This window comes from Arthrobacter sp. 10L424 (genome assembly GCF_056395325.1).
In genome coordinates this window covers 14,132-39,659 of the sequence record NZ_JBFTJH010000002.1, presented here as the reverse complement: position 1 = coordinate 39,659, position 25,528 = coordinate 14,132, and the positions used below count along the sequence as shown (strand labels likewise).

At 68.1% G+C, this 25,528-nt stretch carries 21 protein-coding genes; 7 read left to right on the top strand and 14 right to left on the bottom strand.

Annotation, left to right across the window (positions count from 1 at the left end; all coding sequences use genetic code 11):
• Nucleotides 1-38 precede the first annotated feature (38 nt).
• Nucleotides 39-1,172 carry an acyl-CoA dehydrogenase family protein gene (locus AC1DC5_RS03290; RefSeq protein ID WP_476864467.1) on the top strand — a complete coding sequence of 378 codons (1,134 nt, stop codon included), beginning with the start codon at nucleotides 39-41 and terminating at the stop codon, nucleotides 1,170-1,172.
• Nucleotides 1,173-1,197: 25 nt separating this feature from the next.
• On the opposite strand, the gene AC1DC5_RS03285 is transcribed toward AC1DC5_RS03290, so the two are convergent.
• Both AC1DC5_RS03285 and AC1DC5_RS03280 read right to left on the bottom strand, forming a co-directional pair.
• Nucleotides 1,198-1,872, bottom strand: coding sequence for a response regulator (locus AC1DC5_RS03285; RefSeq protein ID WP_441405050.1), 675 nt, complete (start codon nucleotides 1,870-1,872; stop codon nucleotides 1,198-1,200).
• Nucleotides 1,869-4,580 carry a DUF4118 domain-containing protein gene (locus tag AC1DC5_RS03280; protein WP_476864189.1) on the bottom strand — a complete coding sequence of 904 codons (2,712 nt, stop codon included), beginning with the start codon at nucleotides 4,578-4,580 and terminating at the stop codon, nucleotides 1,869-1,871. Before AC1DC5_RS03280 ends, AC1DC5_RS03285 begins: the two co-directional genes overlap by 4 nt.
• A gap of 168 nt (nucleotides 4,581-4,748) precedes the next feature.
• Here AC1DC5_RS03280 and AC1DC5_RS03275 point away from each other — a divergent pair, with 168 nt between their 5' ends.
• Nucleotides 4,749-6,725 (top strand): APC family permease, encoded by a 1,977-nt coding sequence (locus tag AC1DC5_RS03275; RefSeq protein WP_476864188.1) that lies wholly within the window; start codon nucleotides 4,749-4,751, stop codon nucleotides 6,723-6,725.
• A gap of 110 nt (nucleotides 6,726-6,835) precedes the next feature.
• On the opposite strand, the gene AC1DC5_RS03270 is transcribed toward AC1DC5_RS03275, so the two are convergent.
• From AC1DC5_RS03270 to AC1DC5_RS03240, 7 genes are all read right to left on the bottom strand, one after another.
• Nucleotides 6,836-7,039 carry a cold-shock protein gene (locus AC1DC5_RS03270; protein ID WP_013599688.1) on the bottom strand — a complete coding sequence of 68 codons (204 nt, stop codon included), beginning with the start codon at nucleotides 7,037-7,039 and terminating at the stop codon, nucleotides 6,836-6,838.
• 220 nt (nucleotides 7,040-7,259) lie between these two features.
• Nucleotides 7,260-8,198, bottom strand: a complete 939-nt coding sequence (locus AC1DC5_RS03265) for an alpha/beta fold hydrolase (RefSeq protein ID WP_476864187.1) — start codon at nucleotides 8,196-8,198, stop codon at nucleotides 7,260-7,262.
• 50 nt (nucleotides 8,199-8,248) lie between these two features.
• A complete protein-coding gene (locus tag AC1DC5_RS03260) occupies nucleotides 8,249-9,427 on the bottom strand; it encodes an alpha/beta hydrolase (protein ID WP_476864186.1) in 1,179 nt (392 codons plus the stop codon).
• A gap of 97 nt (nucleotides 9,428-9,524) precedes the next feature.
• Entirely contained in the window at nucleotides 9,525-12,224 is a 2,700-nt protein-coding gene (locus AC1DC5_RS03255) for a PEP/pyruvate-binding domain-containing protein (protein WP_476864185.1), read from the bottom strand.
• 8 nt (nucleotides 12,225-12,232) lie between these two features.
• Complete coding sequence (locus AC1DC5_RS03250) at nucleotides 12,233-12,589, bottom strand: hypothetical protein (RefSeq protein ID WP_476864184.1); 357 nt, start codon at nucleotides 12,587-12,589, stop codon at nucleotides 12,233-12,235.
• Between the two features lie 113 nt (nucleotides 12,590-12,702).
• Entirely contained in the window at nucleotides 12,703-13,758 is a 1,056-nt protein-coding gene (locus AC1DC5_RS03245) for a zinc-dependent alcohol dehydrogenase family protein (RefSeq protein ID WP_476864183.1), read from the bottom strand.
• 38 nt (nucleotides 13,759-13,796) lie between these two features.
• The gene (locus tag AC1DC5_RS03240) at nucleotides 13,797-14,138 is read right to left on the bottom strand and encodes an iron chaperone (RefSeq protein WP_476864182.1); all 342 of its coding nucleotides are present in this window, start codon (nucleotides 14,136-14,138) and stop codon (nucleotides 13,797-13,799) included.
• Between the two features lie 197 nt (nucleotides 14,139-14,335).
• Here AC1DC5_RS03240 and AC1DC5_RS03235 point away from each other — a divergent pair, with 197 nt between their 5' ends.
• On the top strand, nucleotides 14,336-15,130 hold the full coding sequence (locus AC1DC5_RS03235) for an ankyrin repeat domain-containing protein (RefSeq protein WP_476864181.1): 795 nt from the start codon (nucleotides 14,336-14,338) through the stop codon (nucleotides 15,128-15,130).
• Nucleotides 15,131-15,246: 116 nt separating this feature from the next.
• On the opposite strand, the gene AC1DC5_RS03230 is transcribed toward AC1DC5_RS03235, so the two are convergent.
• From AC1DC5_RS03230 to AC1DC5_RS03220, 3 genes are read right to left on the bottom strand one after another with little or no spacing between them, the layout of a single operon-like run.
• Nucleotides 15,247-16,431, bottom strand: coding sequence for an acetyl-CoA acetyltransferase (locus AC1DC5_RS03230; RefSeq protein ID WP_476864180.1), 1,185 nt, complete (start codon nucleotides 16,429-16,431; stop codon nucleotides 15,247-15,249).
• Entirely contained in the window at nucleotides 16,428-17,126 is a 699-nt protein-coding gene (locus tag AC1DC5_RS03225) for a CoA transferase subunit B (protein ID WP_476864179.1), read from the bottom strand. The genes AC1DC5_RS03230 and AC1DC5_RS03225 overlap by 4 nt, the downstream gene beginning before the upstream one ends.
• Before the next feature lie 42 nt (nucleotides 17,127-17,168).
• Entirely contained in the window at nucleotides 17,169-17,903 is a 735-nt protein-coding gene (locus AC1DC5_RS03220) for a CoA transferase subunit A (protein ID WP_441405038.1), read from the bottom strand.
• A 201-nt stretch (nucleotides 17,904-18,104) separates the two neighbouring features.
• Here AC1DC5_RS03220 and AC1DC5_RS03215 point away from each other — a divergent pair, with 201 nt between their 5' ends.
• A complete protein-coding gene (locus AC1DC5_RS03215; protein WP_476864178.1) occupies nucleotides 18,105-18,878 on the top strand; it encodes an IclR family transcriptional regulator in 774 nt (257 codons plus the stop codon).
• Between the two features lie 347 nt (nucleotides 18,879-19,225).
• On the opposite strand, the gene nadE is transcribed toward AC1DC5_RS03215, so the two are convergent.
• Both nadE and AC1DC5_RS03205 read right to left on the bottom strand, forming a co-directional pair.
• A complete protein-coding gene (nadE, locus tag AC1DC5_RS03210) occupies nucleotides 19,226-20,047 on the bottom strand; it encodes an ammonia-dependent NAD(+) synthetase (RefSeq protein WP_441405036.1) in 822 nt (273 codons plus the stop codon).
• Between the two features lie 462 nt (nucleotides 20,048-20,509).
• Entirely contained in the window at nucleotides 20,510-21,568 is a 1,059-nt protein-coding gene (locus tag AC1DC5_RS03205) for a LacI family DNA-binding transcriptional regulator (RefSeq protein WP_476864177.1), read from the bottom strand.
• A gap of 208 nt (nucleotides 21,569-21,776) precedes the next feature.
• Between AC1DC5_RS03205 and AC1DC5_RS03200 the strand changes: the two genes are divergently transcribed.
• The 3 genes from AC1DC5_RS03200 to AC1DC5_RS03190 all read left to right on the top strand — a co-directional run bounded on the left by AC1DC5_RS03200 (nucleotide 21,777) and on the right by AC1DC5_RS03190 (nucleotide 25,479).
• A complete protein-coding gene (locus AC1DC5_RS03200; RefSeq protein WP_441405034.1) occupies nucleotides 21,777-22,625 on the top strand; it encodes a sugar phosphate isomerase/epimerase family protein in 849 nt (282 codons plus the stop codon).
• Nucleotides 22,622-23,635 carry a Gfo/Idh/MocA family protein gene (locus AC1DC5_RS03195; RefSeq protein WP_476864176.1) on the top strand — a complete coding sequence of 338 codons (1,014 nt, stop codon included), beginning with the start codon at nucleotides 22,622-22,624 and terminating at the stop codon, nucleotides 23,633-23,635. The genes AC1DC5_RS03200 and AC1DC5_RS03195 overlap by 4 nt, the downstream gene beginning before the upstream one ends.
• A 305-nt stretch (nucleotides 23,636-23,940) precedes the next feature.
• Complete coding sequence (locus AC1DC5_RS03190) at nucleotides 23,941-25,479, top strand: ABC transporter substrate-binding protein (RefSeq protein WP_441405032.1); 1,539 nt, start codon at nucleotides 23,941-23,943, stop codon at nucleotides 25,477-25,479.
• Nucleotides 25,480-25,528: the final 49 nt, after the last annotated feature.

Genomic DNA, 25,528 nt, shown 5'->3' with positions numbered 1-25,528 from the left:
CCGGCGTGGCGGCGCCGCCGTTCCCGGACGCCGACCTGATGTACATCGTCGACCTGCTGTCCCCGGCGGAACAGTCCCGCTACCAGGAGATCCGTGATTTCCTGCAGTCCCGGATCCGGGCGGCCTCGATCGACTACTGGAACCGCGAGGAATTCCCCTTCGGGCTGCTGGCCGAACTCGGCAAGTACGGCCTCGGCTGCCTGCAGACCGACGGCACCTCCAAACTGTTCAAGGGCCTCATGTACGTCGAGGTGGCCCGCGCCGACGTGTCCCTCTCGGCCCTCGTCGGGATCCACAACGAGCTGATCGTCGGCATGATCGACCAGCTCGGCTCCGAGGCGCAGAAGGCCCGCTGGCTGCCGGGACTCACCGCCTTCACGCAGATCGGCGCCTTCGCCCTCACCGAGCCGGACCACGGCTCGGACATCGCCGGAGGGCTGGCCACGACGGCCCGGCTCGAGGGCGGCGAGTGGGTGATCAGCGGTGCCAAGCGCTGGATCGGCGCCGGTACGATCGCGGACTTCGCCCTGGTCTGGGCGCGGGACGTCGCGGACCAGCAGATCAAGGGCTTCATCGTAGAGACGGACCGCCCCGGCTACACCGCCACGAAGATCGCGAACAAGATCGGGCTGCGGATCATGCAGAACGCGGATATCGTGCTCGACGAGGTCCGCATCCCGGAGTCCAACCTCCTGCCCGGGGCCACAGACTTCTCCAAAGCCAACGAGCTGCTCCGCGATTCGCGCGCCTGGGTGGGCTGGCAGGCCGCCGGCATCCAGCTGGCCGCGTTCGACGTCGCGCGTTCCTACTCGCTGGAGCGGAAACAGTTCGGCAAGGAGCTGGCCCGCTTCCAGCTGATCCAGCAGCAGCTGGCCGAGATCCTGGGCAACGCGTCCGCGTCGCTGTCGCTGATGGCGCAACTGGCCAGGATCCAGGAGGACGGCAAGCTCGAGATGGTCCAGTCCGCGATGGCCAAGTCCACCACCACCCGGCTGGCCAGGGCCTCGGTGGCCATGGGGCGCTCGCTGATGGGCGGCAACGGGATCAGCAGCGACTACGAGATGGGCAAGCTCTTCGGCGACGCCGAAATCCTCTACACCTACGAGGGCAGCTACGAGATCAACTCGCTGATTGTGGCCAGGGCCGTGACCGGGAAGTCCGCGTTCGTTTAGGCGTGCCGCGGGGAGAGCGGATCCGTCAGGGCAGGAAGCGGTAACCGATTCCCGCCTCCGTGATCAGGTGCCGCGGACTGGCGGACTCCGGTTCCAGCTTGCGCCGGAGCTGGGCCATGTACACACGGAGATAGTTGGTCTCCTTGGCATACGCCGGGCCCCAGACCTCGGACAGGAGCTGCTGCTGGGTGACGAGTTTCTCCGGGCTCCGGACCAGCACCTCCAGCATCTTCCATTCGGTTGGAGTAAGCCGGATGTCCTGGCCGTCGCGGAGGACGCGGCGTTTGCCCAGATCCACGGTGAACGCTTCGGTGGCGATGACCGCAGGCTGTTCCGGCTCTGCGCTGCGGCGCAGCAGCGCACGCAGGCGCGCCAGAAGCTCGTCCAGCCCGAAAGGCTTGGTGATGTAATCGTCGGCGCCGGCGTCGAGTGCTTCCACCTTGTCCTCTGACCCGTGCCGGGCGGACAGGATCAGGACCGGCACCGCGCTCCAGCCGCGAAGCTTCCGGATCACGGCGGAACCGTCCATGTCCGGGAGCCCCAGGTCCAGGATCACGAGGGCCGGCGGCTGCTGCTGCGCAGCGAGCAACGCCGAGCGCCCGTCGGCGGCCGTCACCACGTTGTAGCCATGGGCCTGCAGCGTGATCCGCAGGGCCCGGAGCAAGTACGCGTCGTCGTCGACTACCAGCACGGAGGTCATACCGGGTCCGTCCCGGACGCGAGGAGCGGCGGTGCGTGGAGGCGGCCGATGACCTCCGATTGGGGCTGCAGCGGCGCCTGGCCCGGCTCGGCGCGGAACGGAATGCCGGAGGACAGCGGAAGGCTGATCACCATGGTCAGGCCGCCGCCCGGCGTCGCTTCGGCGGTCAGCCTGCCGCCCATCGCCTCGGCGAATCCCTTCGCTACCGCGAGGCCGAGCCCCACTCCGGTGGCCTGCGTGGCATCGTCGAGGCGCTGGAAGGGACGGAACATATCCACGACGCGGTCGGCCGGGATGCCGCTTCCGTGGTCGATGACGCGCAGTTCACCGGCCGGGCGGCCACTCACGGTCGCCGGCCCCAACCCTCCCGCGGAACCGGCCAGGACAATATCGGACCCGGGGGCGTACTTGACGGCGTTCTCCACGATGTTGGCAATGACACGCTCGAGCATGCCCTCGTCCGCCTCGACCTCGGGCATGTTGGCCGGCAGCTCGACGCGCACCCGGTCCGGGGTGATCCCGTGCAGCCCGCCGGGAATGACCTCGTACCACCGCACCGGCCGCAACAGCGGCTTGATCGAGTCGGACGTGAGCCGGGACATGTCCAGCAGGTTTCCCACCAGCACTTCCAGCCGGTCCGAACAATCCTCGATGGTTGCCAGTAACTCGCGCTCCTCTTCCGGGGTATAGCGGACGCCTTCCTGCCGGAGGCCCCCCACCGCGAGCTTGATGCCGGCCAGCGGAGTGCGGAGATCGTGCGAGACGGCGCGAAGGATCGACGTTCGCATGGTGTTGCTTTCAGCGAGCTTCAGGACTTCGGACCGGCTGGCCAGCAGTTGCCGCCGTTCCAGCTGGGCCAGCAGATGGACACCAAAAGCGCCCAGGAGCCGCCTGTCACTGGCGGCCAGCACCCGGCCGGACAGGACGAGGCACGTGGTGGCGTCAATTTGCTCCACGTTGTCTCCGTGGAGGCTTCCATTGCCCGGAATCTCCCCGGGCCCGGGACCGAAGCCGGGAACTTCGCCGGCACTGGCGACCAGCCGCCAGCCCTCACCCTGGCCCGCAGCGGCGCCGGTTTTGGCCCCGGCGCCGGCCCGGGAGGCGCCGTCGTCCGGGCGGCTGAGCAGGGCCGCGCCCCGGACCTGGAAGACGTCCAGTGCCTGCTGCAGGAGTCCCGCAATCGTGTCCTCCGAACCGGCCGCCCCGCGCGAGAGGTCCGCGAGCGTGGCGGCCTCCGCCCTCGCGAGGGCCGCTTCCTTGGAACGCCGGGCGGAGACGTCAACCACGGTGGCCACTGCGGCGGACACGCCGACAAAAACCAGGAGCGTCAAGACATTCCGCGAGTCGCTAATGTGCAGGGTGCCTAACGGCGGGGTGGAGAAGTAGTTCACCAGCAGGCTGCTCCAGAGCGCCGCGAGGATCGCGGGCCACAGGCCGCCGACCAGCGCCACGGCGACGGAGCCGGTGAGCTGGATCAGGACAGCGGTCGCCACGTTCTTGTCCGGGCTGACGGCCAGCAGGAACTGCAGCAGGACGGGAAGCAGGACGGCCATGAGAAAACCCAGCGTGACGCGGGCACGGCCCAGGTCCCGCCGCCGCGGCACCCCCGGGCGGCCGCCCTCAGACTGCTGGGACACGATGTGAACGTCGATGGCGCCGGCGCCGCGGACCACTCTGGCGCCGGTGTGGCCGCCACGAAGTCCTGCCAGCAGTCCGGCCAGGCCGCCGCTGCGGGGGATTCCGACGACGATCTGGGTGGCGTTGACGCTGCGGGCGAAGTCCAGCAATGCGGCGGCCGGGTCTTCCCCTGCCACGAGGTGGTAGCTGCCGCCAAGGTCCTGGACCAGCCGGCGTTGGGACTCCAGCTCCTGCGGCGATTCCGCGGCCGCGGTGTCCGCTGCGCGCACGTGCACCGCCAGGAGGTCACCGCCGTTGACCCGGTTGAGGATGCGGGCACCGCGGCGGATCAGGATCTCACCCTCGGGGCCGCCGGGCAGCCCGACGACGATCCGTTCCCGGGCCGGCCAGCTGGCTTCGATTCCGTTTCCCGTCCGATACCTTGCGAGCCCCTCGTCCACCCGGTCCGCCAGCCACAGCAAAGCCAGCTCACGCAGGGCCGCCAGGTTGCCCGGGCGGTAATAGTTGGCGAGCGCAGCGTCCACCCTGTCAGCCGCGACGATCCTGCCGTCCGCGAGGCGCTGCCGCAGGAGTTCGGGGGAGATGTCCACCAGCTGGATCTGCCCGGCCCGCCGGGCGATCTCATCAGGCACACTCTCCACGGGCCGGACGTCGGTGATGGCGCTGACGACGTCGCTGAGGGACGCGAGATGCTGGATGTCCAGGGTGGTCAGGACGTTGATGCCGGCGTCGAGCAGTTCGTCGACATCCTCCCAGCGGTGGGCGTTCGGGCTGTCCGGGGGATTGGCATGGGCGTAGTCGTCGACGATTGCCGTGGCGGGCCCGCGGCGGATCACCGCGTCCAGGTCCAGCTCTTCGAGGTGGAGTCCTTGATAGGGAACCCGTTTGGCCGGGATCAGCTCGAGTCCTGCCAGCAGGGCGCGGGTGTCGCTGCGTCCCCGGTCCCGGGCGAACGCGACGACGACGTCCTCGCCGCCATCGCGCAGCCGGTGCCCTTCCCGGAGCATCGCGTAGGTCTTGCCGACGCCAGGTGCTGACCCCAGAAAGATGCGCAGCGTTCCACGTGCCATGGAGCCATTCTTCCATTTCAGCCGGCCTCGGGCGGGGCGGCCCGGCGTCAAGGATTCGTCAAGATCCCCGTCTCGACACCTGCGCCGCGGGCGGCCGCTGCTAGCTTCGCAATTGAGAGCTGTGCGGCGCACTGCCATCTGGGTATGCGCCGTGAGGGAAGGAAAAACATGACCACGCTGAGCAGGCCGCCGGCAGACCCGTCGGCGCCGCGGCCGCGAACCATTTCCGGTCTGAAGAACTGGCTGCTGTTCGGGCTGCAGGACAGCAAGGGCTCCCATCAGGGCCCGGGCGGAGTGCCCACTGCCCATGAGAAAAAGCACTCGTGGTGGCAGGTGATGTGCCTGACCGGCGTCGACTATTTCTCCACCCTGGGCTACCAGCCGGCGATCGCCGCGCTCGCCGCGGGCGCGATTTCGCCGCTCGCGACCCTCGTCCTCGTCGCCATCACGTTGCTGGGCGCCTTGCCCGTCTACCGGCGCGTCGCGGGCGAGAGCCACCGGGGCGAGGGCTCCATCGCGATGCTCGAGCGGCTTATGCCGCGGTGGGGCGGAAAGCTGTTCGTCCTGGTGCTGCTCGGTTTCGCCGCAACGGACTTCATGATCACCATGACGCTGTCGGCGGCAGACGCCACGGCGCACCTGATCCAGAACCCGATAGCCCCCGCCTGGCTGCAGGGACAGAACGTGCCGGTCACGCTGTTCCTGCTGGCGCTGCTGGGTGCGGTCTTCCTGCGCGGATTCAAGGAGGCCATCGGCGTCGCCGTCGTGATCGTCGCCGTGTACCTGAGCCTGAACGTCGTCGTGCTGGCAGTTTCGGTCGTTGAGGTGTTCACGCACCCCGTGGCCGTGGACAACTGGTGGCAGGCGATCTCGACGTCGCACGGAAACCCCCTGCTGGCTGTCGGTTTTGCCTTGCTCGTCTTCCCCAAACTCGCGCTTGGTCTTTCCGGGTTCGAGACGGGCGTAGCCGTCATGCCGCAGATCCGGGGACACGCGAACGATACCGAGGACAATCCAGCCGGCCGCATCGCGGGCACCCGCAAACTGCTGACGACGGCGGCGGTCATCATGAGCAGCTTCCTGATCGTCAGCAGTTTCATCACCGTCGTGCTCATCCCGGAGCCGGAATTCCAGCCCGGCGGGCAGGCGAACGGGCGCGCCCTGGCGTTCTTGGCCCACGAATACCTGGGGGTGGGGTTCGGTACCGTCTATGACATCAGCACCATCGCGATTCTCTGGTTCGCCGGGGCCTCCGCGCTGGCCGGGCTGCTGAACCTGGTGCCCCGTTACCTGCCCCGCTACGGGATGGCCCCCGGGTGGGCCCGGGCCGTCCGGCCGCTGGTGCTCGTGTTTACCCTGGTCGCGTTCCTGGTCACCTGGCTGTTCGACGCCGACGTCGATGCTCAGGGCGGCGCCTACGCGACCGGCGTCCTGGTTCTCATGACCTCGGCCGCGGTGGCCGTGACGCTTTCGGCCCGGCGTAAGCAACAGCGCAAACGCACTGTCGGGTTCGGCGTCGTCGCCGTCGTGTTCATCTACACCACGGTCGCCAACATCATCGAACGTCCGGAAGGCATCCGGATCGCTTCGGTGTTCATCCTGGGAATTATCGTCATTTCGCTGCTGTCGCGGGTCCGACGCTCGTTCGAGTTGCACGCCACCCACGTCCACCTGGACCGTGAGGCCCTCGAATTCATGTCCGACGAGCTGGACGGGCCGCTGCGGATCATCGCCCATGAACCGCTCCGAATGACCGCGGAGGCCTACCGGCAGAAACTGGAGTCAGCCACGGAGGTCAGCCACTTGCCGCTGGACTACCGCGCACTGTTCCTCGAGGTGGTGGTGGACGACTCCTCCGACTTCGAAACGGAGCTTATGGTCCGGGGCGTGACGCGGCACGGCTACCGGGTCCTGGAAGTCCACGGGCCCGTGGTCCCGAACACGATCGCCTCCGTCCTCCTCCACATCCGCGATGTGACGGGCCTGATGCCGCACGTCTACTTCCGCTGGACCGAAGGCAACCCGGTCACCAACCTGCTCCGCTTCCTGGCGTTCGGCGAAGGGGAAATCGCGCCCGTAACCCGTGAAGTGCTGCGGGAAGCGGAACCGGACGTGACCAAGCGCCCGTGGGTCCACGTCGGCTGACCGGACCATCCCTAACGACAAACGCCCCTCCCGAGAAATCCTCGAGCGGGGCGTTTGTGGTGTTGGGGAAAGCATGGCGGCCGGCTGGCCGGTGCTGCGATCCGGAGTACTTAGAGCGGGCGGATGTTCTCAGCCTGCGGGCCCTTCGGGCCCTGGGTGACGTCGAACTCGACCTTCTGGTTCTCGTCCAGGGAGCGGTAGCCGCTGCTGGCGATTGCCGAATAGTGGGCGAAAACGTCGGCTGACCCGTCATCCGGGGCAATGAAGCCAAAACCCTTTTCGGCGTTGAACCATTTAACTGTGCCTGTAGCCATGCCATATCCTTCTGAAATGCTGCTGATCTCCGGCGGCCCGGAGGCCAACGGCTGCGGAGACATTCGTCCGCTGTTGCCCAACCTACGGGTCCGGGGGCCATGGTGCAAGAGGCCAACGGGCGCATTTCGTCTTGTCCCGGGGCCATAGTCGGGGCACCATGGCAACAATCCCGGTGGTTATTGCGACCCGGAACGACGCCGACATGCTCGCGCACCCCCGCTAGGCGGAGCCGTAGAGCGCGATCAGATCGCGGCTCATTTGGTGCGGCGAGGTCTCGCTTGGACTGTGTCCGCCACGGTAGACCGCGATGCGCGCGCCGACGGATTGCGCGAAGCGGCGGTGCAGCGCCAGCGGCCAGAGGTCGTGTTCCCCGACGGCGACGAACTTCGGCAGCGACGCCGCGGCCAGTTCATCCCTCAGATCCGGCGCGTGCTGCATCAGCCCGATGATGTCCCGCACGGAGCTCCGTCGGGTGAACCGAAACCGGTAATTCACGAACCGTATCCGGTTGGGCGGGACGTGCACGACGTTAACGCGGATGCCCAGGATCATCAGCGCGGCGCCGACCCGGGGCCTGATCCAGCCGCTGAAACGTCCGACGCGCTGGACACCACGGAAGCTCTGGCCCGGTTCGGGAGGGCAGCTGAGCAGGGTGAGGCTGCGGAATTTTTCCGGCCGCCGGGAGAAGGCCAGCTGGGCGAAGATCGCGGCGAAGGAATACCCGACCACGTGCGCGGGGCCGTCCTCGGCGTCGAGCATGGCGATCAGGTCATCGGTGAACAGCTCGTAGTCGTAGTGGGCGCGGGGAGGTGTGAGGTTCTCGGGGCCCGCCGCGGCCGATTCGTACTGCCCGGCAATGTCGCAGGTCAGGACGTAATACCCGGCGGCGGCCAGCTCCGGCAGCATCAGCACAAAGTCTTCCTTGGACCCGGTGGCCCCGGGGATCAAGAGCACCCGCGTGTTTCCCGGGGTGCCTATGGCAAGCGTGGCAAGTTTTCCGCTGGGGGCTTCGAAGGTGCCGCGCACGGCGCCGTCGGGCAGGACGGTCCAGTCAACATCGCCCAGGGCGGCGTCCCGCCGGGCCGCTTCATCGACCAGCGCGGATCCGAACCCCTCGGGTTCCGGATCGTTCAGTGCGTTGCTGTCGGCAGACACCATGGTCTTAACATAGCCCGGTGCGGCAGCGGGCGGGACGGCTAGGACGCCGCTCAGGCCACTTTATGCACGAAGGTGTGAAGCCGGCGGTACACTTCCTGCGATTCCGGGTAGCGGAAGTCCTGCTGCCAGGTGTGTTCGGTGTTGGAGCTGTCCCAGCCGTAGATGAGGCTGTCCACGTGGACGCCATGTTCGCGAAGCCGGGCAATGAAGTTCATGTTGGCGGCGAAGAAGAAGTCCCGCTCCGAGGTGGTCACAAAGACGGGCGGGAAGCGGGAATCCAGCCATTCGATCGGCGAGAGGAAATCCGCGCCCTCGCGGAGGGCCTCCAGGTGCCCGGAGTCGGTGCCCGTGCGGCCGAACCCGCCGAAGGCGCGGCGCAGGCCGCCGCGGATGCCGCCGGTGCGGCCGCCGGGATGGAGGCCGGGCAACAGCATGCGGACGAAGTTCAGGCTCAGCACGAAGCCTTTTTCGAAGAACACGGAGAAGTCCACCACGCTGCAGTGCTGGACCAGGCCTTTGAAATCGGCGGCGGGGACGGCCGGTGTCAGGCCGTGGTGCCGCGCCAGTTCCGGCTGGAAGCTGGCTGCTGTCAGCAGTGCCGCAATCTGCCCGCCTGCGGAGTCACCGCCCAGCACGATCCGCGATGCGTCGCCGCCGTAGCCGGCGATGTTCTGCCGGACCCAGGTCAGCGCTGCATTGGCATCCGCCAGGACGTGGGACATCTGGAAGCGCGGAGCCTTCCGGTAATTGACGTTGACCACCACCATCCCGCCCTCGGCCTGGCTCGCGCAGTACTTGGTCAGCGAGGCCTTGTCTCCGGACGTCCAGCCGCCGCCGTGGAAGTACACGTAGACGGGCAGCGCTCCTGGTGAACTGTCGGAACCGACGTCGGGAGTCCCGGCGCCGCCGTTGGGGGAGGGGGTGGATTGGGAGGGGGTGACGGGGGAGGGGACGATGACGTCCAGGCGGTGGGCCCGGATGCGGTCGCCGACGAAATCGATGTCATGGAAGTATTCGACGCCGGTAATCGGGTCGACGTTGAAGCGGGAGTTCTCGCTGGCCTTAACCGAATGCATCAGCACCCGCCAGGTCCACACCGGAACCCGTTGCAGGAGGTTCCTCGCCTTGCGGGCCGGCGCGAAAGTGCCGGCTGGTTGTTGCGCTGACCGGTGCGGCCAGCGGGGAATCGACCGCTCGTGGTGCGTTGGCCGATGGGCCGGTGTGGTCATGATTCGATTCTATCTGGCACGGTTGTGCTACAGCTGTGGGGTCTGATCTCGGCTCACCGCAGGGATCGCGACGGGATCGTTGCCCGCTTCTGCCGGATCAAGGCTTCTCATTGATGGTGCCGGCGGCTCCGTCAACGGTGACCGTCTGGCCGGTGTGCAGCCGCGTGGTGGCGTCCGGGACGCCCACGACCGCCGGGATGCCGTACTCGCGGGCCACAACGGCCCCGTGGGAAATGATCCCGCCCATCTCCATGACAAGTGCACCGGCCGTCATGAACAGCGGTGTCCAGCCCGGGTCAGTGGAGGGGGCCACCAGGATTTCGCCGGGTTCCAGGTGGGCGCCCACCGGGTCCAGGATCACCCTGACCCGGCCGGTGGCGGTGCCGGCAGAGGCCGGTGTTCCGGTCACGGCACCGGATGCGGGCGAGTCCGCCATCAAGGCGGCCTCGACGTCGGTGCCGTCGGAGAGCAGCAGCCGGGGGATGCGCCGGCGTCGTAGCTCCGTGTCGTACAGCCGGCGGCGGTCCGTGACGATGCCGTGCAGGTCCGCGCCGCGCAGGCCGACGCGGATCTCGTCGAAGTCCAGGAAGAAGACGTCGTCCGCGGCCGCGACCGTGCCGGCGGAGGCCAGGTCGGCGCCGACGCGGAGGAGCTGCCGGTGCATCTCGCCGAGTATCAGCACGATGTAGAACTTGGGCAGTTCGCGTAACCCGGCTAGCTGCCGCACACGGCGCAGGCTCAGCTCCAGGGCCCGTGCGCGCCACGGACTCCGGGCACGCGCCTGTTCCACGAGGCCGCGGATCCGGTCCTCCGCATGCTCGGCGGCCCGGGCGAACTGCCGGTCCGGGGCCTGCTCCGGGTCCTCGACGCGGAGGTAGTTGGAGATCATGCCGAGGATGTGGTCGGGCTTCGCGGACCAGCGCGGCATGCCGAGGTCTATTTCCGCCACGGCGCGGTGGCCGTAGCGGGCGAGGAAGCCGCGCACTCCTGACTGGGCCCGGGGCGGCAGCCGGCCGGCGAGATAGTCGGCGGCCAACTCCTCGGGCCGTTTCGCCAGGAACTCCCCGCGCGACACCGGGTCGTCGCCGATGAAGGCGGCGAGCTGCCACAGTTCCAGGTCCATTTCGGTGGTGATGTTGTGGGGGAGCCCGCGCAGCACGGCCTCCAGCTCACGGGGCGCCGCGATGCCGCGCAGCAACCGGCGGGCCACGGCCAGCATGAGGTAACCAACGGACGGGCCCGGCAGCGTGGCCTGAATCAGCCCGTTAATCGTCCGACCAAGGATCTGCTCGGTGTAGTCCAGCCGCTGGGCGGAACTGACGGGTTCGGCCAATTCCAGCTCGGATTCTATCTTCTTCCCGTAGCTCATCGCCCGGCGCAGCTCAGCTGCGGGTCGGAAGGCGGCCCGGACCATGGCCGGAACGAGGCCTGCCATGAGGGCGAGGCTGGCCGTCTGCTTGCTGCTGCCCGGGCGTTGGGGCGGTTGCGGGCCGGTGCGCCGTCGCCCGGCCCTGCGGATGGATTGCCCAAACGAGTGCTCGATGACGCCGAACCGTGGATCCTCGAGCAGCGCGGGAAGCACGGCCCCGGATCGGCCGTCCGCCAGCGGGAGGATCCGGAGCAGATAAACCCGCCCCGATTTGCTGCGGGCCACCGCCGTGAGGTCCACGTACATCCGCAGCCCGGGGTTGGCGTACCGCCAGGGGCCCTTGCTGTTGCGCATCATCTCGAGGGCGGACAGCCCGAGCGGGGTGATCGGCCGGGTCAGCCCCTGGAACAGGGTGCCGCACAGGTACACCCGGATGGGGGCGGAAGCCCCGGCTGCGGCGTCTTCGGGTGCGGGTTCGGGCAGCGGATACAGCGTGGTGATCGGGCGTGACTGGGTGAGCCAGATCTTGCCGCCCCTTTCAATGGCCCACTCGATGTCCTGCGGCGCGCCAAAGAGGCGCTGGACGCCGTCGCCCAGCGCGGTGAGCTCCTGGAGCCGGGGGCCGCTCAGGCTCGGACCCCGCCCGGATTCCGGTCCTCCCGGGGTGCTCCGGATGACGGAGGCGGACGCCGTCTCCAGCACGAACTGGTCCGGGTTGACCGACCCCGAGACCACGGCCTGGCCTGAGCCCGGGCTCGCGTTGATCACCGTTTCCGTCCGGGTCCCGGTGACCGGATTTGCGGTGAACAGGACCCCCGCCGTCGCGGCGTCGACCATGACCTGGATGACGACGGCGAGCCCGACGTCGCGGTTGCTGATCCCGTTGGCGGAGCGGTACGCCACGGCCCGCTCGCTCCAGAGCGACGCCCAGCAGCGGCGGACTGCCTCGACCACCGCGTCGGCGCCGGTGACATCGAGGAAGGAGTCCTGTTGCCCGGCGAAACTAGCGAAGGGCAGGTCCTCTGCCGTGGCCGAGGACCGGACCGCCACGGGCACGCTTCCGCCCATTCCCTCGTAGGTTTTCCGGACCGCGGCATCCACCTCGGGCGGGATCGGGGACTCCTCGATCAGCCTCCTGGCCCGCGCCGCAACCGGGCTGAGTTCACCCGGGACTGGCCGGGTGGGGCCCGACGCCCGGGCCGCTCCGGACCCGATCGCGTCGAGTTCGGCCGCGAGGGCGCCGAGCCCGGGCGGTGCCGCCAGATCATACGCAAGCGTTGTCAGGCAAAACCCGCTCGGCACGGGCAGCCCGGCCGCCACAAGCTTCCCGAGGTTCAGGGCTTTGCCGCCCACCAGCCGCAGGGGCGCAGCGCCGGCCCCGCGGAGGTCCAGCACAAGGGGCTCTGCGGCACTGTGCTCAGTGTCCATGCTTGCGCCTACGGGTTATCGTCGGCGGAGCCGTCGTCTTCCCACATCACGTCCAGATTGCGGAACACCGGCGGCCCGTCGCAAAGGGCGGCCATCCTGGCGGCGAAGTCGGAGGTCTCCGGCCGGCCGGAGTTCTCCATGGCCGATTCGTAGGAGTCGAATTCGACGATGGTGAGATACGTTCCGGGGTTGTCGCGGTCCGCGGTGGCCAGGATCCGGCGGAAAGTGGGAGCAGTGCTCCCGTCGGTCCTGGACGGCCGGCCCAGGGCTTCAATTTCCTCAATGCGGGCGGTCTGGAATTCGATGATCTGCACGAACCTGGCCATGACGGCTCCTCGACGGCGGCGGATGCTGATGCGCTTCACGGTAGCCCTCCCGCTTTAGCAGAACAAGAGCCAGCACAAGGGCCCGTGCACGAGGCAGCGCACGGGACCGACCCGGAGCCCGCGCAACATTGCCGCGCCGCCGTCGGAAATGGTCAGGGGGTCAGCAGGACCTTAATGGCGCGGCGTTCGTCCATGGCGCGGTAGGCCTCCGGTGCTTCCTCCAGCGGCATCACAACATCGAAGACGCGGCCCGGATTGATGGTGCCGTCGAGGACGTCCGCCAGCAGTTCCGGGATGTAGGTCCGGGCGGGGGCCATGCCGCCGCCGATGGAGATGTTCGTGTCGAAGAGGTAGCGCAGCGGGATCTCGCTGCCGCCGGTGGGGACGCCAACAAAGCCCAGCGCGCCGCCCGGGCGGGTGCTGTGCAGTGCCTGTTCCATGGATTCTTTGGTCCCGACGCATTCGAGGACGGAATCGGCCAGCACTCCGCCGAGGAGTTCGCGGACCTTGGCGACACCCTCTTCCCCGCGCTCCTCCACGATGTCGGTGGCCCCGAACTCGCGGGCGATCGCCTGGCGGTCGGCGTGGCGGGACATCGCGATGATCCGTTCCGCCCCGAGCCGCTTGGCGGCCAGCACTCCGCACAGCCCGACGGCGCCGTCGCCCACCACCACGACGGTCCGGCCCGGTCCGGCCTTCGCGGCGAGGGCTGCGTGGTGGCCGGTCGCCATCACATCGGACAGCGTGAGCAGGCTCTTCCGGAGGGCGTCATCCGGCTCCGTGATGCCGGGAACCTTGACGAGGGTGGAATCGGCCAGCGGGACGCGAACCGCCTGGCCCTGGCCGCCGTCGATCGCGTGCCCGGCGTCGTCCTTGCCGCCCCAGCCGGCCAGGTGGTCGCAGGCCACGGTGACACCGTTGAGGCACTGGGGGCAGGCCCCGCAGCTGACCACAAACGGTGCGATCACCAGGTCTCCGACGGCCAGGGTGGTGATCCCGGAGCCGAGGCTCTCCACCGTGCCGATGAACTCGTGGCCGATCGCTGTGGGCCGGCGGGTGGGCTTCACACCCCGGTAGGGCCACAGATCCGAGCCGCAGACGCAGGACGCGGTGACTTTCACGACGGCGTCGGTGGGCAACTGGACGGTGGGGTAGTCGCGGTCTTCGACCCGGATGTCACCGGGTGCGTGGATGATCGTGGCGCGCATGGAGGCTCCTCAGATTGCGGCGGGGGATTCACTCGAGTCTAGGTGATCTCCGCGAGCCGGAGCCGGAGAATTTCCGTGAGGACCTCGTCAGGGAGGGGGTGGTCCGGTCCGAAGCGGATGGTTCCCTTGGACACGGAGAAGCCATCAAGCCGGGACGCGACGGCCGCCACCACCTCGGAGGAGAACGGGAAGACGGACAGATGCTTGGCGCTTGCCGTCACGCCAATGAGGGGCTTGCCGTGTACCTTCAGCGCGGGCATGCCGTAGCTGACACCATCGACGGCGTCTGGGGCCTCTGCGCGCGCGAGGTCGATGACCCGCTGCAGGGCATCGCGGGCCGATGCAGGCATGGCGGCCAGTGCGTCATCGACGGATCCCATGCCCGGAGTCTACTCCCGGGCAGAACCGGCGGTCCGTGGCCAGTGGCGGGACGGGCCCGGTTTTGGCGGGTGCAGCCTCCTGCAGGCGCGGCCGCACCCGTGGCCCGGGCGGAAAACCGGGCTGTTTGAGTGGATCCCTCTAGTGCAAGGTCAGCCCCGGCGCCGCCGGGCAGGCGCCGCAAAGTAGGCTCTGGTCTATGGGGAGGCTCAGGACGCAACCCGGACTTGGAGCATCGGGCGGTGCGCGGCGGAGGCTGGCAAGGGCGACAGCCGTGTGCCTGGCCGGTGTGCTGGCAGTAGCGCTCGCCGGCTGCGCCGGGGCGACTGAGGAATCGCGGCGGGAGACGCCTCCGCCGCCGGCCCAGGCATCGGAGTCGGCTGCGTCGCCCCCGGCTGCAACAGGGACAGCCGCCGCCCCGCCGGCTGTGACCCCTTCAGCTGTGACCCCTCCAGTTGTGACCCCTCCAGTTGTGACCCCGCCGGCGCTGGCTCCGGCAGCGCAGGCCGAGCTTGACCAGCAACTGGTCCGGGCGGCCAAGGCGAACGATGTTGCCGCGGTGACGCGGCTGATCCAGGCCGGAGGCAACGTCAACGCGAAGGATGCCATCCAGGACTCGGCCTTCCTCTACGCGGGAGCCGAGGGATTCAACGAGGTCCTGCAGCTGACCCTCGCGAACGGGGCCGACGTCGCCAGCACCAACCGCTTCGGCGGCACGGCCCTGATCCCCGCGAGTGAACACGGGCACGTGGACACCGTACGGATCCTCCTTGCCGCCGGCGTTCCCGTCAACCACGTCAACAAGCTGGGCTGGACAGCCCTGCAGGAAGCCATCCTGCTCAACGATGGGGGTCCAAGGCAGCAGGAGGTGGTCCGGCAGCTGCTGGCGGCCGGTGCCGACCCCGATATTCGGGACCCGCAGGGGAGAACCGCACTGGAGAATGCCGAACGGCTGGGCTTCGGCGCCATCGCGAAGCTGATCCGCGAACGCTAGTATCGCCGCGGTGACGGTGCGGAACCTCCCCACCTATGCGCCCCCGGGCAGCGCTGCAGGCCGGAACACGCCGGTGGAGTGCGCAAAAGGTGGGGAGGAACCGCGGCTCTGTGCCCCTAAACGGCTTCGAGCACGCTGACGTAATTGGCGATGCCGACGCCGCCCATGTTCTGTACCGCGGCGCGCCTGGCGGCGGGCAGCTGCATGTCGCCGGCGGTGCCGGTGAGCTGCATCGCGGCGATGACGTGCTGCGAGACGCCGGTGGCGCCCACGGGGTGGCCCTTGGCCTTGAGCCCGCCCGAGACGTTGATGGGAAGCTTGCCGTCCTTGAAGACCCAACCTTCCTCAATGGCACGCGATCCCTGGCCCGGTTCGGTCAGGCCCATCGCCTCGTACATCAGCAACTCGGCGATGGTGAAGCAGTCGTGCACCTCGGCGAAGTCCAGCTCCTCGAGGCCGACGCCGGCCATCCCCAGTGCGCGCTGCCAGGAGGCCCTGGTGGCGGCGAACGCGGTGGGATCCCGGCGGTCGGTCGGGAAGAAGTCGTTCGCCTGGCCGAAGCCGGCGAGCCGGACCGGGGCGGTGGCCCCGCCGGTGGGGGCCAGGGACAGCACGACGGCGGCGGCGCCGTCGGACACCGGCGAGCAGTCGGTGCGGCGCAGCGGGTCGGCGACCATCGGGTTCTTGTCCGAGACGGTCCGGCAGAACTCCTCGCCAAGATCCTTGCGGAGCTGGGCGTAGGGGTTGTCGACGCCGTTGCGATGGTTCTTGGCCGCGATGGTGCCCAGGACGTCCGAAACCGGCCCATAGCGCTTCTCGTAGTGCTTGGCCACCTCGGCAAAGAGGCCCGTGAACCCGGTGCTGGAGGCCTTGCCGGCCATGTCGTAGTCCGCGCCGAGCAGGGCCGCGCCCACGACGTCGGCGCCGGCGTGCGTCATCTTTTCGGCGCCGATCACGAGGACTGTCTTCGCGGTGCCGGCCAGCAGCGACTTGGTGCCCTGCTGGAAAGCGGCCGACCCGGACGCGCAGGCGTTCTCGACCCGGGTGGCCGGGACGTTGGCCAGCTGCTCGGAGACCTGCAGGGCCAGCGAGGAGGGGAAGGCCAGCGGCATCATGCCGGAGTTGAACTGGCCGAGGTAGATTTCGTCGATCTGGCCCGGCTCGATCCCGGCGTTGCCGATCGCCTCGGTAGCAACCTGCACGATGAGGGACTCGAGGGTCTCGTCCGTGAGTTTGCCGAAGCGGCTGTGGCCCCAGCCGGTCAGCAGGACATCCTTGCCGAACTGGTCGCGCAGGCTCATGCTGTGGCGCCTTCGAAGGTGGCGCTTTCGTCGAGGGAGGGAGCGACGTCGAACGTCGCCTCGGTCTTTTCGCGGATCTCCTCCACGGTGACGCCCGGGGCGAGCCTGGTCAGCGTGAGCCGCCGGACGCCGCCTGTTTCCTGTTCAGGCTTTTCCAGGTCGAAGACCGCCAGGTCGCTGATAATCCGGTCGACGCAGCTCAGGCCGGTGAGCGGCAGGGTGCATTCCTTGACGATCTTGGCGGTGCCGTCCTTGGCGTTGTGTTCGGTGAGGACCACTACGCGCGGGGTGCCGGCGACGAGGTCCATGGCGCCGCCCATGCCCTTGACCATCTTGCCGGGGATGGTCCAGTTGGCGAGGTCGCCGGCGCCGGAGACCTGCATGGCGCCGAGGATCGCGACCTTGACGTGGCCGCCGCGGATCATGCCGAAGGACGTGGCGGAGTCGAAGATGCTGCCGCCGGGCAGGACCGTGACGGTCTGCTTGCCCGCGTTGATCAGGTCCGCGTCCTCGTCGCCCTCGTAGGGGAACGGGCCCATGCCGAGGAGGCCGTTCTCGCTCTGCAGGACGACGCGGACGCCGTCGCGCAGGTTGTTGGCGACCAGCGTGGGGATGCCGATGCCGAGGTTGACGTAGTCGCCGTCGTTGAGTTCTTCGGCCGCGATGGCAGCCATTTCATTCCGGGTCCAAGCCATGGTGATTCTCCTGAAGAAAGTAGGGGCGGCGCTTAGGCCTGATTAGACGCCGACGGCGGCCGCGGCGTCGGCGGCTTCGCTGCGGGGACGGACGGTCCGCTGTTCGATGTCCTTGACCCGGCCGCTGGCCTGGACGAGGCGCTGGACGAAGACGCCGGGGGTGACGATGTGGTTGGGGTCGAGCTGGCCCGGTTCCACGATCACCTCGGCCTCCGCGACGGTGACGGCGCCGGCAGTGGCGACGACGGGGTTGAAGTTCTGCGCGGTGTAGCGGTAAATCAGGTTGCCGTCGGTGTCGGCGGTGTGGGCGTGCACCAGGGCGACGTCTGCCTTGATGGCGCGTTCCTGGACATACGTTTCGCCGTCGAACTCCGCGAGGGGCTTGCCTTCGGCGACGAGGGTGCCGACGCCCGTCTTGGTGTAGAACGCCGGGATGCCGGCGCCGCCGGCGCGGAGGCGCTCGGCCAGGGTGCCCTGCGGCGTGAACTCGACCTCCAGATTGCCGGCGAGATACTGCTCGGCGAAGAGCTTGTTCTCGCCCACGTAGGAGGCGATGACCTTGCGGACCTGGCCGGCTTCAATCAGCACGCCGAGGCCCTTTCCGTCCACGCCCATGTTGTTGGACACCACGGTGAGGTCCTTGACGCCGGAATCCCGCACGGCCTCGATCAGGTCAGCGGGGATGCCGCTCAGGCCAAAGCCTCCGACGGCGAGCGTCATGCCGTCCCGCAGTACGTCCTGCAGCGCGGCGGCCGCTCCGGATTTCACCTTTGACATCGCATCTCCTCATTGAGCTCTTGAAGCATTCCACTTTGTGGACTGTTGTTCTGCTGTTGGAGCCTACGGGGCCGAAAAGCAGGCTGTCAACGGCTGGTTTTAGCTTTTGGAGTGCGGTTTTTACAGTGTGGACGGTAGACTTCCGACTGTCCACAATATGGATACTTTGAGCAGTTCAAGGCCAACTCCCGAGGTAACAAGATGAATCCTTCACCTGTCCAGGGCGCTCAGGTCGTCAGCCGCGTCGCGTCCCTGCTGCGCATTGTTGGACGGAAACCGGAAGGCTCCCCGCTGGTGGAACTCGTCCGGGAATCCGGACTCACGCGCCCCACAGTGCACCGGCTGCTCACCTCGCTGGCAGCCGAGGGGCTGCTGGACCAGGATCCCCAGAACGGCAACTGGGTGCTGGGGCCGGAGATCCTCCTGATGGGTTCCGTGGCCTCGGCGCGTTTCCCGTTGGAGGATATCGCCCGGCCGAGCCTCCGCCGGCTCGCCGAGGAGACCGGCGAAAGCGCGTTCTTCTCCATCCGGCGCGGCGCCGAGACCGTGTGCCTGCTTCGGGAGGAGGGGAGCTTCCCGGTGCGGTCCTTCGTGCTGCACGAGGGAGTCCGCTTCCCGCTCGGGGTGGCGTCCGCCGGCACCGCCATCATGGCGTTCCTGCCCGCCGCGGAGCAGGAGGAACTGCTGGCCGGCTGGGCCGCGCACGCCGGCGATTTCGCGGCGGCGCACACGGAGGACCTGGTCCGTGCGAATCTCGAAGCGACGCGGCAGGCCGGCTATTCGGTGAATCCCGGGCTTGTGCTGGAGGGCAGCTGGGGGATGGGCGCAGCAGTCTTCGACCAGCGCGGCCGCCCCGCCTGGGCGCTGTCCCTGACCGGGATCGAGCCGCGCTTCAAGGGCGAACGGCAGGAGATGCTGGGCCGCCTGCTGATGGATGAGGCACACCGGATCTCCACGCTGCTGCAGGGCCGCTAGACGGGTCCCGGGCGGGTACCCGTGTCGGGGCGGGAGCTGCCGGCGAGGTGAGGCCCGGCGTCGGGCTTCACCGTGGGCCGTCCGGGGGACATTGACACGGAAGCGCCGGGCGATGGCCGCTAAACAGTCCCGCGGGGGCTCGAAGTGCCCCCGGAGCGCGGGGTGCCGGCTACTACCACCAGCTGGAGTACCCAGTTAGTCCCCGCCGGTGCGGGCGGCGAGGTGAGTCCCGGCGTCGGGCTTCACCCCGGCTGCGGTCCGGGGGCACATTGACACGGACGCGCCGGGCGATGGCCGCTAAACAGTCCCGCGGGGGCTCGAAGTGTCCCCGGAGCGTAGGTTGCTGCCTACTTCCACCAGGTATCAAAGATGGTGACCGGGACCGTGCGCTTGTGGCGGGTGCGGAGGTATTTTTGCTCGATGGATTCGGCCACGGAGCCCGGGACCTCGCGGCCCTCGAGGTAGTCGTCGATCTGGTCGTATGTCAGGCCCAGCTCGTCCTCGTCCGTGCGGCCGGGCTGGCCGTCGAGCAGGTCCGCCGTCGGAACCTTCTCCCAGATACGGGCCGGGGCGCCGAGCTCCGCGAGCAGGGCCCGGTTCTGGCGCTTGTTGAGCCCGAACAGCGGCAGGATATCCGCGCCGCCGTCGCCGTACTTGGTGAAGAAGCCGGTGACCGACTCCGCCCCGTGGTCCGTTCCGATGACGAGGTAGTTGTGCTCGCCGGCGAGGGCGTACTGCGCGATCATGCGGGTGCGGGCCTTGGTGTTGCCCTTGTGGAAGTCGGAGATCCCGTTGCCCACGGTCTTCTCGAATTCGTCCTCGAAGCCATCCACTGCGGCGGAGATGTTGAACGTCCACTCGGTCTTGGCCTGGATGAAGTCCAGGGCTGCCTGGGCATCGTCCTCATCATGCTGTACGCCGTAGGGCAAGCGGACGGCGACGAAGTTTGCCTCCACACCTTCGACCGTGAGCTCCTCGACGGCCAGCTGGGCAAGCCGGCCCGCCAGCGAGGAATCCAGGCCGCCGGAGATGCCCAGGACGAAGCCCTTGGTGTGCGTGGCCTTCAGGTATTCCTTCAGGAAGGTGACGCGCTTGCGCACCTCCCCGGCGGGGTCGATCCGGGGCTGGACGCCCATTTCTTCAATGATCCTGGCCTGGAGTTCGCGCATGTGATCCAGCCTAGTCAGCGCTGTCAACCACGCTCAACTGTTGCGGCCGGGCCGCCTGGCGGACGTGCGGCCCGGGCGCGGGAATGGCGCTACGGCTGAGGACCGTCGCTACGCTTTCGGACCCTCGCTACGCGGATATCCGTCGCGCCGGGCCGGATGCGTAGCCCACGCCGGGAAACGCCGCGAAAACCGGTCCAGCTGGGGACGCGCGATTTTCGGCGTCGTTCCTGTGCTGCGTTTCCGGGTGGCCGCTACGTTATCGGACAGGCGCTGCCCGGATCCGCGGTGCCTGGGTCCGAAAACGGCGCAGGTGTCCGGAACCGCCGCGAAAACCGGGCCAGCTGGGGACGCTGGGCCCAACCCGGCCCCTCCGACACCCGCCCCAACCATCCGCGCCGGGCGCCCGCCCCACCGGCGCGCCAGGAACCGCCCCGGCCCAATCCGGCCGGGTGGGCATGCGGCCTAGCGGTCCTGCCGCGCCGGGCCGGTGGAGCCCCGGACGGTGAGATGGGTGGGCATCACGGACCGGCTGCGGGTGCCGCCGCCGGCGAGAGGGTTCAGCTGGGCCAGCAGCATGGAAACCGCCACGCGGCCGGCCTGCTCGATCGGGGAGGCCATCGTGGACAGCGGCGGATTGCAGAAGTCGGCGCCGAAGATGTCGTCGCAGCCCACAATGCTCATGTCCTCGGGAACCCGGATGCCTCGTTCCCGCATGCGCTGAAGCATGCCGATGGCGATGAGGTCGTTGAATGCGATGCAGGCTGTCACCCCGCTGTGCACGGCGGCGTCCGCGGCTGCGGCGCCGGACTGGGTTTTTGGCGCGAACGGCCCCAGCCTGCGCACTTCCACGCCGCGCTCCTCGGCTGCCGCGGACAATGCAGTCCACCGCCGTTCGCTGGACTGGGACGTCAGGGGCCCGGCCATGTAGGCGATCCGGGTGTGGCCCAGCGAGACGAGGTGGTCCAGGGCCTGGCTGGTGGCGGAGGGGGTGTCGATGATTACGGCGGGGACGCCGGGTACGTCGCGGTTGATGGTGACCAGCGGCATCTTGGCCGCCGCGGCCAGTAGGGAGTCGTCGCTGAGCCGGGACGCGGCCACGATGATGCCGTCGGCACTCTTTCGCAGCTGGTCCAGGGTGCTGGCTTCCACCTCGTCGGATTCCTCGGTGTCCACCAGCAACTGCGTGTAGCCGGCTGCCTTGAGCTGGAGCTGGGTTCCCCGGATGAGGTCGAAGTAGAACGGGTTGGTGATGTCCGGCACCAGGACCCCCACTGCGCCTGTGCGGCCGGAACTCAGCGCCTTGGCCTGGCTGTTGGGGATGTAGTGCAGCTGGGCGGCGGCCGCCTCGATCCGCTGGCGCGTGCGGATATTGACGCGGTCCGGCGTCGAGAGCGCCCGGGAAACAGTGGAGGCCGCCACGCCGCACAGTGCTGCGATGTCATGGATGGTGGCCGGTCGGTCAACTGCTGGTGGTTGCGTCGTAGCCACGGCGCTCCTCTCTGAACGTGGTGGCGGGGCCATGGCGGCCGGGTCGGATGGGCCGGTCTGTGACTGCCGCCACAGGCCCGCTCCGCCAAGAATGCCACATCTTGTCAAAGTTTGGCAATCGGTTGTCATGACGCGACGACTGTCGCTAAACTGGCGGCGACACCGTTTGTGAACTGCGTCACCGCGCTGCAGCCAAAACCGGGCTGCCCGGCCCGGCGGCCGCGAAACCCAGGAGATCCGCGTGAGCAAAACACCAACCGCAGTCTGGCCACTCTCAGGCTTCGGCGACGAGATAGACCCGGATCCCGCGGTGCAGGCCGCGGTCCTGCTGGCCCTGGGCGCCAGCCACATCGAGGTCCGCAGCGCCTGGGGCACGAATGTCTCCGAACTCGAACCGGTGCAGGTTGCCCGACTCAAGGAAATCCTCGATGAGAAGGGCCTCAAAGTTTCGGCCGTGGCCAGTCCCATCGGCAAGGTGGACGTGAGCCTGCCGGTGGAACACGAGCTGGAACGCCTCCGCCAGATCATCTCCGTGGCAAAGGGGCTGGAGACAAGATACATCCGCATCTTCTCGTTCTACCGGGCGGACAACCAGGGCGCCGACGACATCCGCGGGGACGTCATGGCCCGGATGGGCGCACTGGCGGCGCTCGCCGCCGAAGCCGGCGTCGTGCTCCTGCACGAAAACGAAAAGGGCATCTTCGGCGACACCCCCGAGCGCGTCCTGGACATCATGGAGACCGTGGATTCCCCGGCCCTGCGCATCGCCTGGGACAACGCCAACTTCGTCCAGGTGGGCGTCAAGCCCTACACCGACGGCTATGCCATGCTGCGCCCCTACCTTGAGTACTTCCAGGTCAAGGACGCCGTGGCCGCCACGGGCGAGGTGGTTCCCGCCGGCGAGGGCGACGGCGAACTCGACGCCACCATCGCCGCCCTCACGGCAGACGGCTTCACCGGCTTCGCCTCCCTGGAGCCGCACCTGGCCAGCGCCCACGAACTCGGCGGGTTCTCGGGTCCCGTCGCCTTCGGCAGCGCGGCCCGCGCCTTCGCCGCGCTCGCCGCGAAAAACGGAGTTGAACTCTCGTGAGCACGACGACGGCGGCGGTCATCGGCTGCGGCGATGTTTCCGCCGTGCACTTCGAGGCGGTGGCGAAGCTCGACGGCGCCACCCTGGTGGCGGTCTGCGATTCGGATCCGCAGCGGCTGGCTGCCGCGGCAGCCGCCCATGGCGTCCCCGGCTTTTCCGACCACCTGAGCCTCATCGAGGCGGTCCGGCCGGACGTGGTGCATATCTGCACCCCGCACGACCAGCACGCCTCCGTGGCCGCCGACTGCCTGGAACGGGGCATCAACGTCATCGTGGAGAAGCCGCTCGCCCACACCCTGGCGGAGGGCCGCCGGCTCGTTGAAGCCGCCTCGGCGGGCACTGCGAAAATCGCCGTGTGCTTCCAGAACCGGTACAACGCGACCTCCCAGGCCCTGGCCGCACTGCTGTCCTCCGGCGAACTGGGGGCCGTGGCGGGGGCGTCGGCAACGGTCATGTGGCAGCGCTCCGCCGAGTACTACCAGGACCGGCCGTGGCGGGGGACCTGGGCCGGCGGCGGGGGCGGGCTGATGATGAACCAGGCCATCCACACCGTGGACCTGCTCCAATGGCTGGTGGGCGACGTCGTCGCGGTCAGTGGCAACGCCTCCACGCGTTTCCTGGGCAGCACCATCGAGGTGGAAGACACCACCGAATTCGTCGCCGAACATGCCAACGGCGCCAGGAGCGCGTTCTATGCCACCCTGGCCAACGCCACCAACGCGCCGGTAACACTCGAGGTTGTCACCGAAAAGGCCGTGCTGAGCCTGCGCGGCGACCTGACCATCGCCCATCAAGACGGGCGCGTGGATATCATTCCAGAGCGCAGTAGCGGCTCCGGCGGCCGGTCCTACTGGGGTGTCTCGCATGAACTGCTGATCGCTGACTTCTACGGCCGGCTGCACGATGCGGAGCCGTTCTGGATCAGCCCGGCGGAGGCCGAAAAGTCGCTGCGCATCGTCAAGGAAATCTACCGGCAGAGCTACCCCGGGTCTCTCGACGCCGTCAGCTGAGGCCCGTCGGGTCGTCCCCGCGGGACGTCTTCCGGATAGGCATTCCGGGGCACCCTCCGGCGTGCGCTTCGGGCAGGCCCCATTGTGTGCGTTCAAACAAGCGATTGCCGCGATCTGGGGCCGAAGCTCTCCCTGCTTTCCAGCTGTACTTTTCGGGCGTAAAGACATTTTCGAGAATTTATGACAATCGGTTGCCAAGAAAGGCAACTCTGCGTACTGTGATTCTCACGAGAGCAGTGTGGCCCACGCCACACGGCTTGAACGGGGAAACCCGCCCACAGTTTCACGACTCATAGGAGCCAACAATGAAGTTAGGTCCCAAAGCAGCAGCAGCTGCCCTCATCCTCAGCGCATCCCTGGCGCTGACTGCCTGCGGCGGTGGCGCGTCAGGCGCCGCCTCCGGGAACAACCCGGCCGGTCCGAAGACAACCACGCTGACCCTGGGTGCTGTTCAGGAAATCCGCTCGTGGGATCCTGCCCAGGCGCACGTCGGCCACTTCCTGCAGCCGTACCAGGCGGCCTACGATTCCCTGCTCCTGCGGGAACCGGACGGCAAGCTCAGCCCCATGCTGGCCACCGCGTGGAAGTACAACGCGACGAACACCGTGCTCACCGTTGATCTCCGCAAGGGCGTGACCTTCAGCGACGGCGCCACGTTCGACGCCGAAGCGGCCAAAGCGAACCTGGATCACTTCAAGAAGGCCAACGGCCCGCAGATGGCCCAGCTCACCGCGGTTTCCGACGTTAAGGTGGTGGATGCCGACACCATTGAGCTCAACCTGACGGCACCGGATCCCTCATTGGAGTTCTACCTCAGCCAGGCCGCCGGCCTCATGGGCAGCCCGAAGGCCCTGGGCACCGAAGGCATCAAGACCGAGCCCGTGGGCAGCGGCCCGTACGTCATGGACAAAGCCGCCACGGTCAAAGACTCACAGTCCGTTTTCACGGCCCGCAAGGACTACTGGAACAAAGACAACCAGAAGTTCGAGAAAGTCACCTTCAAGATCCTCGTTGACGCGACCGCCAGGACCAATGCCCTGGTCTCGGGACAGGTGGACGCCACGCTGCTGGACCCGAAGACCGGCAAGCAGGCCGAGGGCGCCAAGATGAAGCTCGTCACCAATGAGGTGGACTGGCAGGGGCTGCTGCTGCTGGACCGCGACGGCGCCAAGAACACCCCGCTGGGGAACGTCAAGGTCCGCCAGGCCATCAACTACGCCTTTGACCGCAAGACCATCCTGGACCAGGTCATGCTGGGCCAGGGCACGCCGACGTCGCAGCCGTTCGGCAAGGCCAGCGGGGCCTGGACCGAAGAGCTGGAGAACCACTACACGTACGATCCGGCCAAGGCCAAGCAGTTGCTGAAGGAAGCCGGCTACGAGAGCGGCGTCACCCTGGCCGTCCCGGCCGTCCCCGGCTTCGAAACCCAGCTCGCGGTGGTCAAGCAGCAGCTCGCTGACATCGGGATCACCCTCGAGGTCGGCGCCGCGATCACGAACACCTTCACCAGCGAAGTGGCCGCCCAGAAGTTCACCACCATGTACTTCAGCCTCTTCCAGGGCGAACCGTGGGTGGCCATCAACCAGATCGTCTCCACCAAGGCCCTGTACAACCCGTTCAAGAACACCACGCCCGAACTCCAGGCCAAGATCGACGCCGTGCAGAACGGCGGCAAGGATGCCGGCAAGCTGGCGCAGGAAGTCAACAAGTACGTGGTGGAGCAGGCATGGTTTGCCCCGCTGTTCCGTGTGAACCAGATGTACTACTACAACTCGAAGATCACCGTGACGCCGCAGGTCCAGCAGGCCGTTCCGTCCCTCTACAACTACGCGCCCGCCAAGTAACACCGGCGCACGTCGCCACACAACAAACCGGCGCCGGTCCGGCAGACCG

Excerpts from the sequence above, each read along its gene's own strand:
- AC1DC5_RS03290 (WP_476864467.1), top strand. The coding sequence starts at position 39 with ATGTACATCGTCGACCTGCTGTCCCCGGCGGAACAGTCCCGCTACCAG.
- AC1DC5_RS03285 (WP_441405050.1), bottom strand. The coding sequence starts at position 1,872 with ATGACCTCCGTGCTGGTAGTCGACGACGACGCGTACTTGCTCCGGGCC.
- AC1DC5_RS03280 (WP_476864189.1), bottom strand. The coding sequence starts at position 4,580 with ATGGCACGTGGAACGCTGCGCATCTTTCTGGGGTCAGCACCTGGCGTC.
- AC1DC5_RS03275 (WP_476864188.1), top strand. The coding sequence starts at position 4,749 with ATGACCACGCTGAGCAGGCCGCCGGCAGACCCGTCGGCGCCGCGGCCG.
- AC1DC5_RS03270 (WP_013599688.1), bottom strand. The coding sequence starts at position 7,039 with ATGGCTACAGGCACAGTTAAATGGTTCAACGCCGAAAAGGGTTTTGGC.
- AC1DC5_RS03265 (WP_476864187.1), bottom strand. The coding sequence starts at position 8,198 with ATGGTGTCTGCCGACAGCAACGCACTGAACGATCCGGAACCCGAGGGG.
- AC1DC5_RS03260 (WP_476864186.1), bottom strand. The coding sequence starts at position 9,427 with ATGACCACACCGGCCCATCGGCCAACGCACCACGAGCGGTCGATTCCC.
- AC1DC5_RS03255 (WP_476864185.1), bottom strand. The coding sequence starts at position 12,224 with ATGGACACTGAGCACAGTGCCGCAGAGCCCCTTGTGCTGGACCTCCGC.
- AC1DC5_RS03245 (WP_476864183.1), bottom strand. The coding sequence starts at position 13,758 with ATGCGCGCCACGATCATCCACGCACCCGGTGACATCCGGGTCGAAGAC.
- AC1DC5_RS03240 (WP_476864182.1), bottom strand. The coding sequence starts at position 14,138 with ATGGGATCCGTCGATGACGCACTGGCCGCCATGCCTGCATCGGCCCGC.
- AC1DC5_RS03235 (WP_476864181.1), top strand. The coding sequence starts at position 14,336 with ATGGGGAGGCTCAGGACGCAACCCGGACTTGGAGCATCGGGCGGTGCG.
- AC1DC5_RS03230 (WP_476864180.1), bottom strand. The coding sequence starts at position 16,431 with ATGAGCCTGCGCGACCAGTTCGGCAAGGATGTCCTGCTGACCGGCTGG.
- AC1DC5_RS03225 (WP_476864179.1), bottom strand. The coding sequence starts at position 17,126 with ATGGCTTGGACCCGGAATGAAATGGCTGCCATCGCGGCCGAAGAACTC.
- AC1DC5_RS03220 (WP_441405038.1), bottom strand. The coding sequence starts at position 17,903 with ATGTCAAAGGTGAAATCCGGAGCGGCCGCCGCGCTGCAGGACGTACTG.
- AC1DC5_RS03215 (WP_476864178.1), top strand. The coding sequence starts at position 18,105 with ATGAATCCTTCACCTGTCCAGGGCGCTCAGGTCGTCAGCCGCGTCGCG.
- nadE (WP_441405036.1), bottom strand. The coding sequence starts at position 20,047 with ATGCGCGAACTCCAGGCCAGGATCATTGAAGAAATGGGCGTCCAGCCC.
- AC1DC5_RS03205 (WP_476864177.1), bottom strand. The coding sequence starts at position 21,568 with ATGGCCCCGCCACCACGTTCAGAGAGGAGCGCCGTGGCTACGACGCAA.
- AC1DC5_RS03190 (WP_441405032.1), top strand. The coding sequence starts at position 23,941 with ATGAAGTTAGGTCCCAAAGCAGCAGCAGCTGCCCTCATCCTCAGCGCA.